At 56.3% G+C, this 15,981-nt stretch carries 13 protein-coding genes; 8 read left to right on the top strand and 5 right to left on the bottom strand.

Annotated elements, in window-relative coordinates:
* Nucleotides 1-18: 18 nt before the first annotated feature.
* Nucleotides 19-1,521, bottom strand: a complete 1,503-nt coding sequence (locus PuT2_RS04520; RefSeq protein ID WP_143516099.1) for a methyl-accepting chemotaxis protein — start codon at nt 1,519-1,521, stop codon at nt 19-21.
* A gap of 331 nt (nt 1,522-1,852) precedes the next feature.
* Between PuT2_RS04520 and PuT2_RS04525 the strand changes: the two genes are divergently transcribed.
* The 5 genes from PuT2_RS04525 to PuT2_RS04545 all read left to right on the top strand — a co-directional run bounded on the left by PuT2_RS04525 (nt 1,853) and on the right by PuT2_RS04545 (nt 7,150).
* Nucleotides 1,853-2,803 carry a MerR family transcriptional regulator gene (locus PuT2_RS04525; RefSeq protein ID WP_158214007.1) on the top strand — a complete coding sequence of 317 codons (951 nt, stop codon included), beginning with the start codon at nt 1,853-1,855 and terminating at the stop codon, nt 2,801-2,803.
* Between the two features lie 221 nt (nt 2,804-3,024).
* Nucleotides 3,025-3,855, top strand: coding sequence for a VOC family protein (locus tag PuT2_RS04530; RefSeq protein ID WP_093969831.1), 831 nt, complete (start codon nt 3,025-3,027; stop codon nt 3,853-3,855).
* Nucleotides 3,856-3,886: 31 nt separating this feature from the next.
* Nucleotides 3,887-4,744: a fumarylacetoacetate hydrolase family protein gene (locus tag PuT2_RS04535; protein WP_093969832.1), complete on the top strand. Its 858-nt coding sequence runs from the start codon at nt 3,887-3,889 to the stop codon at nt 4,742-4,744.
* 16 nt (nt 4,745-4,760) lie between these two features.
* Entirely contained in the window at nt 4,761-5,531 is a 771-nt protein-coding gene (locus PuT2_RS04540; protein ID WP_093969833.1) for an IclR family transcriptional regulator, read from the top strand.
* A gap of 20 nt (nt 5,532-5,551) precedes the next feature.
* Nucleotides 5,552-7,150, top strand: a complete 1,599-nt coding sequence (locus PuT2_RS04545; protein ID WP_093969834.1) for a bifunctional 3-(3-hydroxy-phenyl)propionate/3-hydroxycinnamic acid hydroxylase — start codon at nt 5,552-5,554, stop codon at nt 7,148-7,150.
* Nucleotides 7,151-7,190: 40 nt separating this feature from the next.
* Here PuT2_RS04545 and PuT2_RS04550 read toward each other — a convergent pair whose 3' ends face one another.
* Nucleotides 7,191-8,708 carry a malonyl-CoA synthase gene (locus tag PuT2_RS04550; RefSeq protein ID WP_093969835.1) on the bottom strand — a complete coding sequence of 506 codons (1,518 nt, stop codon included), beginning with the start codon at nt 8,706-8,708 and terminating at the stop codon, nt 7,191-7,193.
* Nucleotides 8,709-8,904: 196 nt separating this feature from the next.
* On the opposite strand from PuT2_RS04550, the gene PuT2_RS04555 reads away from it, so the two are divergent.
* From PuT2_RS04555 to PuT2_RS04565, 3 genes are read left to right on the top strand one after another with little or no spacing between them, the layout of a single operon-like run.
* On the top strand, nt 8,905-11,358 hold the full coding sequence (locus PuT2_RS04555) for an ATP-binding protein (RefSeq protein WP_158214008.1): 2,454 nt from the start codon (nt 8,905-8,907) through the stop codon (nt 11,356-11,358).
* On the top strand, nt 11,355-12,020 hold the full coding sequence (locus tag PuT2_RS04560; protein WP_093969837.1) for a biliverdin-producing heme oxygenase: 666 nt from the start codon (nt 11,355-11,357) through the stop codon (nt 12,018-12,020). The genes PuT2_RS04555 and PuT2_RS04560 overlap by 4 nt, the downstream gene beginning before the upstream one ends.
* Complete coding sequence (locus PuT2_RS04565) at nt 12,017-13,999, top strand: sensor domain-containing diguanylate cyclase (protein WP_093969838.1); 1,983 nt, start codon at nt 12,017-12,019, stop codon at nt 13,997-13,999. Before PuT2_RS04560 ends, PuT2_RS04565 begins: the two co-directional genes overlap by 4 nt.
* 46 nt (nt 14,000-14,045) lie before the next feature.
* Here PuT2_RS04565 and PuT2_RS04570 read toward each other — a convergent pair whose 3' ends face one another.
* Genes PuT2_RS04570 through PuT2_RS04580 form a run of 3 tightly spaced genes read right to left on the bottom strand, consistent with a single transcriptional unit; the run spans nt 14,046 to nt 15,957 of the window.
* On the bottom strand, nt 14,046-14,408 hold the full coding sequence (locus PuT2_RS04570; RefSeq protein ID WP_093969839.1) for a DUF5368 family protein: 363 nt from the start codon (nt 14,406-14,408) through the stop codon (nt 14,046-14,048).
* A 9-nt stretch (nt 14,409-14,417) separates the two neighbouring features.
* Nucleotides 14,418-15,710: an NAD(P)/FAD-dependent oxidoreductase gene (locus PuT2_RS04575; RefSeq protein ID WP_093969840.1), complete on the bottom strand. Its 1,293-nt coding sequence runs from the start codon at nt 15,708-15,710 to the stop codon at nt 14,418-14,420.
* 58 nt (nt 15,711-15,768) lie between these two features.
* Nucleotides 15,769-15,957 carry a DUF2892 domain-containing protein gene (locus tag PuT2_RS04580; RefSeq protein ID WP_093969841.1) on the bottom strand — a complete coding sequence of 63 codons (189 nt, stop codon included), beginning with the start codon at nt 15,955-15,957 and terminating at the stop codon, nt 15,769-15,771.
* Nucleotides 15,958-15,981 lie beyond the last annotated feature (24 nt).

Raw genomic sequence — 15,981 nt, forward strand, 5'->3', positions numbered from 1 at the left:
TACGTTGAATACAAGGCTTTACTGTAACGCCAATCGGCTGAGCCCGCCTGTCAGCGCCCCTGGCTGAGCCTCCTGACCGTAGGCGTCGGCACGCTGCGCATCACGTGCATCAACCGTAAACACGGCCATCACCTCGGCAAGCATGTCCGACTCGTGTTCCAGACGCCTGACCGATAGATCGGTTTTACCGACCAACGCCATGTTCTCGTGAACAATGCCGTTGATTTGCCCGATGGCCTGACCCACTTCAAGAATACGTTGGCCCTGGGCCTCGTTTGCGTCCATGATTTCTTTGAAGGTTTTTGCAACATTGACGATGCCTTCAGACAAATCGCTCATGACATTACCCGTGCTTTCGATACGCGTTGTCCCCTCGGACACCTGATTGACCGACGCTTCGATAAGCCCTCGAATTTCTCGGGCAGCGTCGGCGCTACGTTGGGCCAGACTGCGTACCTCGCCGGCTACCACGGCAAACCCCCTACCTTCCGGGCCTGCCCGCGCAGCCTCAACTGCAGCATTCAAGGCCAGAATATTTGTCTGGAAAGCAATGCTGTCGATGACTGATGTGATGTCGGCAATTTTTGCCGATGTTTGACTGATGCCTTGCATCGTTTTAACGGACGCTTGCATTGCATCACTACCCTGCTCGGCCAGGGCCATGACGTGATCGACCTTCTTTTCTGCTTCTAGCGCCTGCTGGCGATCGTGCTTGACCGTGTCGCCAATAGACTGAATAGTCGCCACGGCCTGCTCGACCGCTTGGGCCTGTAAATGCGCACCGGCTTGTACATCGCGGTTACCGGAGGCAATGGCATCGACGGCGCCATGAATGGATATTGCCCCGGTACGCACCTGACCGACGGCACCGGCCACTGAAGACAACGCCGCCCAAAGCGCTCCTGCTGCCGGACTTTGTGGCTTTTCGGCAGGCAACGTCAGATCGATACCTTGGCCACCCTGAGCCAGCCGGTCGACCATATGACGCAACTCGGCAGCCTGCAAGGCATCGCGACGCAACCACACCGCAATAATGCACAAGGCGATCGATTCGGCCAAAACATACGCAGCATGGGCTATCACGCGGCCAAAGCCAGGCTCGGTAAAACACAACACACCAAAGCCCAACTCTTGAAAATAATTGAAGCTTAAGTGGTGAATAGCAATTACCGCCGCAGCTACGACAATTACCAGCCAGTCGCGATAGCAAAGCAAAATGGCCAGCAGCACAAAAATCCCAAAGTGAAGCTCGGCAACACCCAGCGACTGTTGGATGTGCAGCGCGCAGAACATCATGACAGCCGCCGCAACCACCACGCGCGTCAGGCGCGAACCAGGCATGAGAAAAATGAAGGCCGTTGGCAAGGCCGCTAATGGCAAGCCAACCCCTACGGCCATCCCCCAAGTGTCGTACCAAGGGGCGAGCCCCAGCGCCATCACGAACAACAGCCACAGCACAGGCAACATGATGCGGTCCGCCTGACGATATTGCGTTGTCAATAAATCGGAAGAAGGTGTCATTGATTTGAGCTTTTGAAAGAGAGAAGAAGCAAAGGCCTGACCACGCTGCGTCTGGCCTTCAACGTCATCATGCACGTTGCAGACATTACTATTGTTTCACCAATGTCTAGGACAAACATAGTTTAAATTGAACTCTGTCGCACCTGGACAACCCCACGTCAAATACCGGGTCAAGCATGAATAAGTATGGCTTCATAGGGAAAAACAGCCGGGTCAAGACAAAAATTAATGCCCGCTTGACCCGAAACATAAAATATCAGGCTTGTCTAAGACAGAATGGATTAATATGATGACTCGGAAATCAACCAACTTAAAGGGTCAGTTCCTGGTCATGACTACACACACACTTACCCCACAAGCCGCGCCATCCGGGTACCGCAGCGGCACCGCTGCCCGGCTGACAGGCGTACCTGTTGAAACCCTGCGTGTCTGGGAGCGGCGCTACAGCGTCATCGGGCCCCGGATGAGCGAACGTGGACAACGGTTGTACTCCAGCGATGACATACAGCGCTTGACACTCATCAAGCAACTGGTCGATGCGGGCTACCCGATTGGGTCGGTTGCCCGGCTGCCGACGGCCACCCTGCAAGACATGCGCACACCTTCCGAGCCGCCCAGCCGCAGCTTCAAGGTAGGCGTAGCAGGCACCTTCATGGCCAGCCCGACCGTTATTGATGCACTGAAAAGCGGTCCTTTGGAGGTGGTGTGCCACAGCATGATGCCGCAGCAGGCCGCCGATATTTTTGAAGATGCGCATGTTGATGCCGTAATCGTCGAACTGCCTACACTGACCGAAGCAACCGCCACACTGATCACGACCATCCAGAAGTCGTGCGATGCGCGCCAAGCCATTGTTCTTTACCGATTTGCGCCTGGCAAAGTCATCCGTCGCTTGCGTCAATCGGGGTTTAAGGTGGCCCGTGCCAGTTCCGACCCGCGCGAAATCGCCACACTGTGTCAGACCTTGCTTCAAAGCCCGGCGAACCCAGACATCGCAACACGCTTGCCCGTCAATAACGAAACACCGCCACGCCAACGCTTTAACGATGAACAGCTGTCGGCCTTCCTGGCTTCTGCCAACAACCCCTACTGTGAGTGCCCACGCCATTTGGTAGAGTTGATACTGAGCTTGAACAGCTTTGAGGCCTACAGCGCCGAATGCGTGACCCGCAGCCCGGAGGACGCCGGTTTGCACCGCGACCTTCAACGCACCGCTGGGCACGCCCGTGCCATGCTTGAAAACGCGCTTGAAAGAGTTGCCGAGGTCGAGGGATGGCAGTAGGCCCCGCATAAAGACCACGACTCGTCTGCGCTAAATCGCAGTCATTTTCTTAACCATCCCGACCTCGTCGGGGTGGTTTTTTATTTCTTAATTCCCAATATCTGATAATTATGAAATAATAAAAATACAAATTTACTAATTAGCAAAAAAACCGTTCGTAGCACAGCTGCTATCTGCCTTTCTCAGCCCTCGCTACCCGCCTTTATTTGCCGGAGCCCACAATGTCTACGTTTACCGCCCACCTAGATCACTTATGCGTTGAGTCGGCCAACCCGCAGGCCTTGGCGACCTTTTATAGCCAAGCCATGCAAATGGCTGTACTGCCGCAAGTGGACGGCAGCTATGCCTGCGAGGGCCGCGAACGACGCATGGTTTTTTGCCCAGGCACAGCCAAAGCACTGCGCTACTTTGCCTGGAACTTACCCAGCCCCGAAGCCCTTGAGGCCGCCCGCAGCAAGGTGGTTGCGGCAGGCCTTGCCATTGCTGCATCGCCCTCGCCTTTTTTTGACGAAACAGCTTTTGCAGTACACGACCCCGACGGAAATTTGCTGGTGTTGGGTCACGACCCCGCCGACCGCACAACCCCCACGGGTTTGCCAGCGCGATTGCAGCACCATGCTTTTGGCACTACGCATATCCAGCCCATGCTCGATTTCTACACCAGGGTGCTAGGTATGTCCGTCAGCGATAACGTTTACGCCGACGATGGCAGCCTGCGTTCCTCTTTTTTGCGTGCCGGCACCGAACACCACATTTTGGCTATCTTTGTCGCGCCCCAATGCAGTTTCGACCATCATTGCTACGAGGCCGGCGAATGGAACCTGATTCGCGACTGGGCCGACTTGCTGTCGGAACAAGACATTTTGCTGGACTGGGGACCCGGGCGGCACGGCCCCGGCAACAACCTGTTTTTCATGATTCGCGACCCGGACACCAATTGGCTGGAAATTTCAGCCGAACTTGAACTTTGCGATGCTTCGCGCCCCACCGGAAGCTGGCAACACCGTGAAAAAACCCTGAACAGTTGGGGCAAGGCATACTTGCGCAGCTAACCCTTCGCTTTCATTTACTCAAGGAATCCATATGCGTCTGTTATCTTTTGTCGGCCGCAACGGCCAATCGGGCTATGGCGCCCAAATTGACGATACCCACGTCGCCAACCTTGGCGCCATCCTGGGTCATCGCTACGCCGATCTGCGTGCACTGCTGGGTGGCAACGGCCTTGCCGAAGCCAAGGCGGCTCTTGCCATTGCCCCAGTGCTTTCCATTCATGAAATCAAACTACTGCCGGTGATTCCCAACCCCGACAAAATCATTTGTGTCGGCCTGAACTACGAAACCCATCGTAAAGAAACCGGTCGCCCGGTAGAGCAGCACCCCTCGATCTTTACCCGTTTCGCCGCCAGTCAGATCGCCGCAGGCGACCCGATTCTGGTGCCGCGCGTGTCTACTGCACTTGACTATGAAGGCGAATTGGCTCTGGTCATTGGCCGTCCGGGCCGATACATCAAAGCAGAAAACGCCTTCGACCATGTCGCCGGTTACGCCTGCTACAACGACGGCTCCATCCGCGACTGGCAGCGCCATTCGCATCAATTCACGCCCGGCAAGAATTTTGTCGGCACAGGCGCCTTCGGCCCATACATGGTCACGGCAGACGAAATCTCCGACATCGAAGCCCAAACGCTGACCACCCGCCTGAACGGCGAGATCATGCAGCAGGCCAAAATTTCCGACATGATTTTTTCAATTGGCCAGATTATTGAATATGTATCGTCGTTTACGCCCCTAGAGCCGGGCGACGTCATTGCCACAGGCACCCCGGGCGGCGTCGGCTTCAAGCGCGAGCCACAGGTTTACATGAAACCCGGTGACATTTGCGAAATCGAAATCACCAAGGTTGGCCTGCTGCGCAACCCGATTGCGCAAGATCTGGCCTGACTTTTCTGCGCGACACATGCCATCAGAACGCCAAAGTTCGGTCGATCGACTGCTTTCCATACCCCGGCTTTTCACCGACGAAAAGCCGCTATGGACGGTCGAAGAAGTTGCCGACAAATTGCAGATTTCTATCAGCAGCGCCTACCGGTACTTTCAAAGCTTGCTCAAATTTGAATATCTGGATGAGGTGCCCGGCCAGGGCTATTGCCTGGGCCCAGCCTTCATTGCGTTCGACCGTACCATACGCGTTACCGACCCGCTGGCGAGAGTGGCGGGTCCGGTACTGGCGGGCCTGGCTAGCGCGCTGGATGACGGCACCGACCTGATCATCTGTCAGGTGTATCGTAAAAATGTCATGTGTATTCACCACGAAAACATTGGCAAAGCCAGCGCCGGCACGAGCTACGAGCGCGGGCGACCCATGCCCTTTTATCGTGGCGCCACATCAAAAGTAATCCTGGCGCACTTGCCATGGCGCCAGCAAAAGCGCGAATACGAGAACAATACAGCCGCTATTGCTGAAGCCGACATGGGCCACGACTGGAAGTCTTTCAGCGCCGGGCTGCGCGAGATCAGGAAGAAAGGTTACTGCGTGTCTCATGGCGAGGTTGACCCAGGCCGCGTCGGAATAGCCGCACCGATCTTCAGCCCCGATGGGCAAGTCAGACACAGCCTGAGCATTGTTGTGCTCGACACCCGCACCGATGCCGCCCGCGAAGATCGTCTGACCATGAGTATTGTCGCCGCTGCGTCCCTTATCTCTGAACGCCTGGCCCTGCCAAACTGATTTTTACCTGGCCACACGCTATGACCACAGAAACCATGACTCCCGTTACGATTGTTGGCGCCGGCCCTGTTGGCCTGATGCTGGCCAACCTACTCAGCGCCTACAACATACCCGTTGTGGTCATTGAAAAAAACGCCACCACGGTTCAGGCGCCCCGCGCGGTCTCTATAGACGACGAGTCTCTGCGCGCCCTACAAATAGCGGGCCTGGCCGATACACTAAAGGCGCGATGCGCCATGGATTACGGCTCGGTTTATCTTGGCCCAGGTCGTCGCCCATTTGCGCGTGTCTCGCCTACATCGGCCGAGTACGGACACCCCCGCCGCAGCGCCTTCGCCCAACCCGAGCTTGAAGCTCTATTGGCCGAAGGCCTCAAGCGGTTTGCCCGTGCCGAAGTCCGGTTCGAACAGGAAGTGGTGGGCCTGACCCAGCACGACGGCCACGTAACGCTTGAGGTTAAACGAAGTGATGGCAGCACCTACGTACATGCCAGCCGTTATGTAGCCGCGTGCGACGGCGGCCGCAGCCCGCTGCGCCACATGATTGACGTCGGCATGCAAGGCTACACCTACGAAAAAAAGTGGCTGATTATCGACCTGAAAGGCACGCGCGACAACTTTCGCGAAACACGGGTTTACTGCGACCCGCGCAGACCCGGCATCAACCTGCCCGGCCCAAACCGCACCCGACGGTTTGAATTTATGCTGCTTGAAGGCGAGACCGATGAACAAGTCACCCACCCCGACTTCATCAGCAAACTGTTACGCGACCACGGCCCCGACGAAGGCATTGAAATTGTACGCAAGCAGGTTTACACCTTTCATGCCCGTATGGCCACCGACTGGAAAAAGGGCAGTGTTTTCTTGCTGGGCGATGCCGCCCACCTGACCCCGCCCTTCGCCGGCCAGGGCCTGAACAGCGGCCTGCGCGACGCCGCTAACTTGTCCTGGAAACTGGCTGCGGTATTAAATGGCCAGATGACGCCTGCCGTGCTTGAAAGCTATCAACAAGAACGCCCCGAGCATGCCTGGCAATTGATTGAAATGGCGATCAAGCTGGGGCGCATCATGATGCCCGAAACCATGCTCAAGGCACACCTGCTTGAAGCGGGGTTTCGGGCGCTGCAACTCATCCCCCCGGCCCACGAATACATCACCCAAATGCGCTACAAGCCCAAGCCCAGGTTCTCGAAAGGCTTTTTTGTGCGCGATGGAGCCGACCTCAAGAAAACACGCGTGGGCCGCATGCTGCCACAGCCTTGGGTTGAAACCGAGCACGACCGCAAAACACACCGACTTGACGACATTCTGGGCCACGGCTTTACATTGATTGCACTCACGGAAACACCCGAAACAGCGTTTGAGGCCCTGCCGCCGCTGCCGTTTGAAAAAAAGCTGGGACTAAAACGAATCTGCATCACCCCGCGCTATTACAACGCATTTCCTGCCGCGCCAAGCGCTGCCACCACCGTACGCGACGTGTACGGCGATTTCGAAAAACACACCAATGCACACGATGTGTGGCTACTGGTTCGGCCCGACCGCTATGTGATGGCGTGCATCCCTCGCCAAAGCCCGCAAGCTGCCGTGGCCGAGCTAACCCGACTGCTGGAAAGCTGAATCAGGCCCAGCGGCCACTGCGGGCCGTGCCGCAGCGCGGCTACAACGCCTGGAACTGTTCGCGCAATACGTTCTTTTGCACCTTACCCATGGTGTTGCGCGGCAGCTCACTAACCACATGCACCTTTTTAGGGACTTTAAAATTGGCAATACCCGCCTTCAGGGCGGCCTGAATCTGGTCGGCATCGAGAGCCACGCCCTCGCGGGGCACCACAATAGCCACAACCGCCTCACCAAAATCAGCGTGAGGCACCCCTACGACGGCCGATTCGGCCACACCAGGCATATCGTCGATAATGCTTTCGATTTCTTTGGGATAAATATTAAAACCACCCGAAATAATCAGATCTTTGCTGCGCCCCACAATCACCAAATAACCGCGTTCGTCCCAGCGCCCCATATCGCCGGTTCGAAACCAGCCGTCGCGGGTGAACTCTTCTTTGGTTTTTTCGGGCATACGCCAATAACCAGAAAAGACGTTGTCGCCACGGACCTGGATATGACCAATGTCGCCCCCAGTTACCGGCTGCAGCTGGTCATTTACCACGCGCACCGACACGCCAGGCAAGGGCTTGCCAACAGTGCCACCCAAGCGCGGCCCCTCGGTCGCGAGATAAGGATTAGAAGTCAGCATGACAGTTTCACTCATGCCGTAACGCTCGAGAATGGTGTGCCCCGTTCGTGTTTGAAACGACTCGAAGGTATCTGTCAGCAAAGGCGCCGAGCCGGAGATAAACAGCCGCATGGACTGACATATGTCGCGATTGAGGCGGGCGTCGGCCAACAAGCGCACATAAAACGTAGGTACACCCATCATGACGGTTGAGCGCGGCAAATAATGCAGCGCCTGCTCAAGATCGAACTTAGGTAGCCAGATCGTACGGGCGCCGGCCAACAAGGCGCCATGAGCCGCCACAAACAAACCATGCACATGGAATATAGGCAGCATGTGCAGCAATACATCGTCGGATTGCCAGCCCCAGTAAGTGTCGAGCACCCTAGCATTGGCAATCATGTTTTTGTGCGATAGCATCGCCCCCTTGCTGCGCCCCGTTGTGCCCGAGGTGTACAAAATGACGGCCAACGTATCGGGCGAACACTGTACTGTTTCGAACGTTGCAGACAACCCGGCGATGGCTTCGGACAGGCTACCCGAGCCGTCTTCCTCGAGCGTGAGTACACGGCATCCGTCTTGTTGCTCTGCCAGTGGCGCGACCCAACTGCGGTTCTTGGCCGAACACACCACGACCGACGGTTCGGCATCGCCCAGGAAATAGGCCACTTCTGTTTCGCGATACGCCGTATTCAAGGGCAAATACACCAGACCGGCACGCAGCGTACCCAAATACAGCATCAAAGCTTCGGGCGATTTTTCGACCTGAACCGCAACACGCGCTCCCGGTGGCAATTGCAACGAAGTCAGGTAATTTGCCACCCGCGCTGACCCAGCCTCCAGATCTTGAAACGAATAGGTCCGCAGAGGCGATTCGATAGCCACGCGGGACAAGTCATGGGCAAACCCGGTACGCAGAACACTATAAAGATTGGTTTGGAGCACGTTTTAATTCCTGACAAGGCATAGAGTCTGAAAAATTAGCAAAAGCAACGGTATTGGGCAACCTGCGTGGGCTGGCACACAAAGACTATGAATAACCCGAAGGCCGGGTCATTTCGCTTCTGTTAATGGGCCGAAGACCTGTAATATAAAAACGATAATGCCCCGCAGACACACCACACCCTTCTCGAGGCACCGCGTGCAACAAGTCACACATATCAGGCGCTTGCTTGTCGCCCAAGCCATCATTGCCGTTGCCATTATTGCCGGCATCGTTTACGAAATGGCGGGCGCGTATTACAACGCCCTTGACGGTACCTACGCTCGCGCTACGCGCACACGCAACGCGATTATGGCCCACAGCACGCAAACGTTCACGATGATCGACCAAGCCTTGTCGAACATTGTCGAACACGCCGTGGTTATCGTGGCCGACGGGCCCGACATTCTGAACCAATATCTACTGGTCCGACGCAACGATCTGCCCTATGTCGAGGTGCTGCAAATCACTGATCGCAATGGCACCGTCATTGCAACAACACGCCCGCGGCTTGACTACCTGGGGCACCGCGATTTCTTTGCCGAGCATCGCGATGACCAACATCGGCAACTACGTATTTCAACGCCGTATATTGGTCAGCACGACGTCATTAGCGGTAAATGGGTGGTTGACCTGACCCGCCCCGTGTTTGACAACGACGGTAACTTCAGCGGCGTGGCAATCGCCACCCTGTCGCTCGAAGACATGTCGCAGGTATACGATGACATGCGCCACACGACCCAAGACATCATCGGCCTAGTGCGCGACGACGGCGTGCTGCTGGCGCGCAGCCCGTTTGCGGCGTCCAGCATCGGGCGTCAGGTCTTCAATGCCGAGGGCTCAGACCAGGTTATTTTGCAAACATTGCAGGGGGACTACCGGCGTACTTCACCGATCGACGGCAATGACCGTGTAGTGGCTTATGGGCAAATCAAACACTTTCCCCTCATGGTTTATGCCGGCGTGTCCGTCACCGAAGCACTGAGCCTCTGGAAGCGCAGGGCCATTCTGGACGGATCGCTCGGCATTTTGCTGGGCGCCATGGTGATGGCATTTTCCTATTTGCTCTACCGGCAAATTCGCAAGAACTATGCAGCCGACGCCGCCAGGCAGCAGGCACAAGAAGAAACCGACCGTATTTTCCGGTCGATTTCCGATGCGGTGTACCGCATTGACAAAGCATGGCGGTTCACCTTCTTAAACCGTCAGGCCGAACAGCTCTTCGGGCAAAGCACCGAAGACATCAAAGGCAAGCTGTTATGGGATGCTTTCCCGGCGCTGCGTGAAACACAAACCAAAGCGGAGTTCGAGCACGCTATACAGCACCACACAATGGCTGACTTCGAACAGTACTATGCGCCAACCCGCACCTGGTTCAATGTCAGGGCTTACCCCGGCCTCGATGGGCTGACCGTCTATCTTCAAGACATCACCGCCAAGAAAGTTCGCGAGGAGCAAAAGCACGAGGCCCAACGCATGGACACCCTGGGGAAACTCACCGGTGGCGTGGCTCACGACTTCAACAATTTGCTTACCGTCATCATTGGCAACACCGAACTAATCGCCGAGTACGTTCAGCACGACAAAACCCTGCGAGGTATGGCCGACACCTCGCTGAAAGCCGCCGAGCGCGGCGCCAAGCTGGTGTCACAACTGTTGTCTTACGCGCGCCGCCAACAGCTTAACCCCAGCCCCATCAATATCCCCGTGCTGCTAGACAACATGAAACACTTGCTGGACACCGCTGTAGGCAACGGCGTGCGTATCCGCTGCCAGCATGCTCCCGATGTCTGGCCTGCCCTTGCCGACGAAGGCCGGCTGCAAGACGCCCTAATTAACTTATGTATAAACGGCCGCGACGCCATGCCCGACGGCGGCACCATTACTATTAGCACCAGCAATCTTCATGTCACCCCCGATATGGTCAAGCAGGGCGATGCGCTGGCCAAAGGCGATTACGTCGCCATTTCGGTACGCGATACCGGTGTCGGCATGGACAAAAACACGCTTAAACGCGTTTTCGACCCCTTCTTTACCACCAAAGACGTGGGCAAAGGCAGCGGCCTGGGGTTGCCCATGGTGCAAGGGTTTGCACGGCAATCGAATGGGTCTGTCGGGATAGAGTCCACCCTCGGTAAGGGCACAACCATCACGCTTTACCTGCCACGCGCTTCAAGTATCGACACCACCTCAACCCACATTCAAAGCGCCTCATTACCCACCGGCAAAGAAAAAATCCTGTTGGTCGAGGATGAACCGCTAGTAAAAGACCATGTCGGTCGCTTGCTGAAATCTTTGGGGTACGATCTGTTGTGTGCAGGAAGCGGTGCCCAGGCATTGCAATTACTTATGGCGCATAACGATATCGACTTGCTTTTCACCGATGTGACCATGCCCGGCGGCATGTCGGGGCCCGAACTGGCCCGCGAGGCCCGCCTGATCTACCCCGAACTGCCGGTGCTGTTTACGTCGGGCTACCCCGAACAACTCACCACCGAAAACTACGACGGCCTTGACAGCTGGTTGCTCGAAAAGCCCTATAACCGCGAACAATTAGCCCGCAAAATCCGCGAGGCCCTTGGCGCCGGCCCGCATACGCCAACACGACAATGAACGCTGCACATGAAGCGCGCCATGCCGGTCGCCAGGCATGGCTTCGCAACCACACTCAGGCACTGCATGCCCGACTTGACTCGTCGGCGCCGTTACGTGCCCTTTTACAACCCGGCCTGACGTCAGTGGCGTACCAACGCGTTATGGCGGCCATGTATACGGCCCACGCCCAGGTCGAGCCTGAGCTGTTGGCGCTTGACAGCGCACGGCCACCCGCGCTGCCGGCTTATGCGTCTCGCCTGACACTGATTTCCCTGGAAATAGCCCGGCACAATAACGACGGGACAACAGTAACCCCCGCCCATGTCGGTACAGCATTGGCGCCAACACACACGTTTGTATCCCCTGCTGACAAGCGCCACGCCCTAGAAGCCATCATCTCGTCACAACAGCAGTCGCGCTACCTGGGCCTGCGTTACGTGCTGGAAGGAGCGACACAAGGCAGTCGCTTTATTCAACGAAGCCTGCAACAGCACAACCCTGGGCTACGCGTCGGACCCGACAGTTACTGGGCCACTTTGGCCAACAACTCAAACGCCTGGTCTTGCCTGTGCGACATCATTAACGATCAGAGCACCGACATAGATGACGCCGAACTACTGGCAGGGGCTACACTCGGATTCAAGATATTCATCAACACCTTCTATAGCACCGCGACATGACGATGAACCGGCCGGTCTTCGACGATTGCCTGACTGCGCAGTTGCAATCCATGGGAAAGATCCAAACTCATGGCGCGCTGTTAATTGCCGACCAAAATGATGTCATTGTTGCGGCATCATCCAACGTTTCAGACTGGCTGGGGCTGACCACGCACGACCTATTGGGTCGCCCCTGGATGGCCCTGTTTCCCGAACTTCACCCACCGTCCAGTCTGGCCAACTCGCCCCTGCACGGGGTGTCCAGCGTCCATCTGCACACGGTCGCTATTCGTGGGCGACGTCTGGTCATGGCGCGACACCGTGCGCGCAACCAAGTCATTATCGAATTCGAGAACCCGTCCGACACCGAGTTGATCAGCAGCGATCGGGGCGCCATACTGGCTGCCTGCTTCAGTCAGCTGACACGCGTCGAGACCGAACAACAAGCGGCCGAAAGCCTGCTGCAGTTTATTGCGCTGGTTACCGGCTACGACCGCGTCATGCTGTTGCAGTTCATGCCCGACTGGCACGGCAAAGTCACCGCCCAAATTACCAAACCGGGCATACAGGGGTATTTGCATCAACACTTCCCAGCCAACGATATTCCCGAGAACGCGCGCATGCTTTACCGCAAAAAGCTGCAGCGTCTTATTGCCGACGCACAAGCTACGGCTGCAGATATTCTTTCTGCCCAGTCCGACCCCATCGACCTGACATTTGCCGAATTGCGCGCCGTACACCCCGCGCATATCCAGTACATGCACAATATGGGTATTCGCTCGGCGTTCAGTGTGTCGATTATTGTCGGGGGTGAGTTGTGGGGGCTGGTCACGTGTCACAACCTTGAGCCTAAAGGGCTATCGTTTGCCGACCGCCAGCTTTGTGAACACCTGGCCAGCGCTACCGGCCTTCACATGAGCGGACTTAAACGCTTGTGCCGAGCCAACGAGCGACACGAGCACTTGCTGATGCGTCGACAGCTTAAACAAGATATTTTGGCCAATGGTGTCACAACTGGCCTGATTCAGCGCCAAATAGCCGAAGCGCGTCGGATATTCGAGGCGGACGGAGTCTGGGTCAGTTACCGGCACGAGCATTACTCCGACGGCGATGTACCGTCAGCTGCCGACCGACGCGCGCTGCTCGACTGGCTAGTCAGCCAGCAAGCCGGTCCCATTTTTTCATGCAACCAAATCACCGACGCACTCAGCGCCAACGACAACTTGGTCAAATTGGCATCGGGTGTGTTGTATATCGAAGTTTCCGACCAAGACTTCATTGTGCTCTTGCGCAAAGAAATCCGCGAAACGCTCGAATGGGCCGGGTCACCCGCCGACGACGTCAGTGCTGACACCCATGCCGGGCTATCGCCGCGCACGTCTTTTGCAGCATGGGTAGAACAAGCGCGAGGGCAGGCAAAACCTTGGTCGCAGGTCGACCTCGAAGCGGCCGACCAGTTGCGAAAAATCACGCTCGAACTGACTGACTATATTACGCTGGAGCACCAGACACTCACCGACCCGCTAACCGGCCTGGGCAACCGAAACATGCTGAACCGAGCCCTCGAGCAATCGCTGGTCGTTGATGCATATGTCGGTATGCTGTTGATCGACATGGATCATTTCAAGCCAGTTAACGACAAATACGGCCATGCCACTGGCGACAAGGCACTGGTTGAACTGGCCCGCCGGATGAAATCGTTATTACGCGAAGGCGACGTACTAGTGCGCTTGGGCGGCGATGAATTCGCCATTGTGATGCCCAACATCAACCGCCCGGATGATACAGAAACGCTGGGGCACCGACTGCTGAATGCCCTGACGGCACAACTGGCACTGGACAACGGGGAGACTATCCAGCTAACCGCCAGCATTGGCGCTGCGGTTTACCCACTACACGCCAAAGACGCCAAAGCACTGATGCACCATGCCGACATGGCCATGTATGCCGTAAAACACGAAAGCCGCAACGGCTTCAAGCTGTATACGGCATCGGCCTAGCGAAGTGCCTGCAGTACAAGATTACCTAGCGACAAATAGCTGCACCTTATGAACGAGCGCTGGCAATGCGCCGCCTTGCCATTACAGTAAATACCAACGCAAACGCCCCCAAACCAGCAACCAATGCCATAGCCAATACCGCAAGAAAGTCGACAAACGCAGTGAATGCGGAAAGGTCAGCGTGGCTGCTGTACGGCAACAACCACGTCGCCAGCACGGTTGCGATAAAGCCAGCGAGCAACCCTGCAAACAAGGCGCCGCCGGCCGACAGCCCGCGCCTGCGTAACTTTTTAAAGCTGCTGACAACACCCCACAAAAGCAACAGCGTAATGATCAGCAACGGCCAAAACCACACCGAAAATATTTCCGAAACAATGTAGAACAACGACAGTGGATTGAAGTCACTCATTGTGGTCTCCTAGGCGCGGCCCATTAACATGGCTCGATATGTACCCAACAGGGCCTTTTCGTCGATCAACCAAGACACCCAGAGTTCTTCAAGAGGGTTGATAAACGGAAACGATGGCACCAGTTTGCCATCGTAGTCGAACTCGATAAGCATGGCTTTACCATAGCGCGTAATCATCGGGCACGACGTATAGCCGTTATATGCGGCCGACGATGTCTTGCCTGATATATCGGCCAGCAGGTGCTCGATAACCACAGGCACCTGCCACTTGACGCTGGCCGCCGTCTTGCCACGGGGTACACCCGCGACGTCGCCAACCGAAAACACATTGGCATACCGGGGGTGACGTAACGTAGTCTTGTCGGCCTGCACCCAGCCATCGGCAGCAAACGGGCCATTTTGCCAGGGCAGTGGGCTGCTTTTAACGGCATCTGGAGCACGCATGGGTGGAATGACATGGATGAAGTCGTAATCTTGCCAGACATCGCCCTGCGCTGTTTTAAAGCGCGCCGTTTTGCGGTCTGGGTCGATAGCAGACAGCACATGGCCGTAGTTCACTTTAACGTCGCGCTCGGCGAACAAGGCTTTAACCTTGTCATTGACCGGCGCAACCGAAAAAACCGTAGTGTTGTGAGCGTTGTAAACGATATCGAGCGCCTGACGGCGCCCTTGTCGACGCGCCTTGTCGTCAGTAAGAAAGGTCATTTTCAGGGGTGCCCCAGCGCACTTAATTTCAGTGCTGGGCCGACCAAACAACCCAACGCCACCACCGTCGATGTAGGCATCGATTACCTTGGCCGATGCTTCGGCAGCCTGGGGGCCCGCATAGACGCTCGCAATACCTTTTTTACCTATAAGATCAGTGCTCATGCCTTCGATCGCGTTGTAATCGAGGGTAAGACCGGTAGCCACGAACAGGTAATCGTAAGCGATAGACTTGCCATCGGCTGTGATCACACGGTTGGCCTCGGGGTCAAATTCGGCAATTGCCTGCTGAACCCATTCAACCCCTGCCGGCACGTAGCGGGCATTTTCGTCGATGACTTTATTTGCCGGCCAAAGACCCGCCCCAATCAGCGTCAGACCCGGCTGAAAAACATGCTGTCGTTTAGCATCGACCAAAACAATGTGAGCATTATCGATGGCACGCGACAGCCGCGAGGCCAGGTTAAGACCCGCAGCTCCTGCCCCGGCAATAACAATACGCGCGCCCTTACCCGCCTGTGCTTGCAAAGGCTTAACCCCCGCCGCGCTTAAAAACGCAAGTGCACCGGCAGACTGCAAAAAATGCCGCCTTTTCATGACTCCCCCAAATAAAAGAGCAGAGCGCCATCGCAGCACGCCCTTATGCCGGAAATTTCTATTTTTTTACCGGGCAACTGGAAAAGCCAAACAACTTATAAGCCGGGCACGACCCCAACAAACCGGTGGCCAAGGGTACGACACCGATCCAGCCCCAAACCCCGATATAACCCATTAACGTGGCCACAATCAGTGCCAGGCCAACAATAATGCGCAATGCGCGATCAATTCCGCCGACGTTCTTCATAGCTCACCTCGTTTTAAGTAAGTA

This window comes from Pusillimonas sp. T2 (assembly GCF_002236805.1).
GTDB lineage: Bacteria > Pseudomonadota > Gammaproteobacteria > Burkholderiales > Burkholderiaceae_B > Neopusillimonas.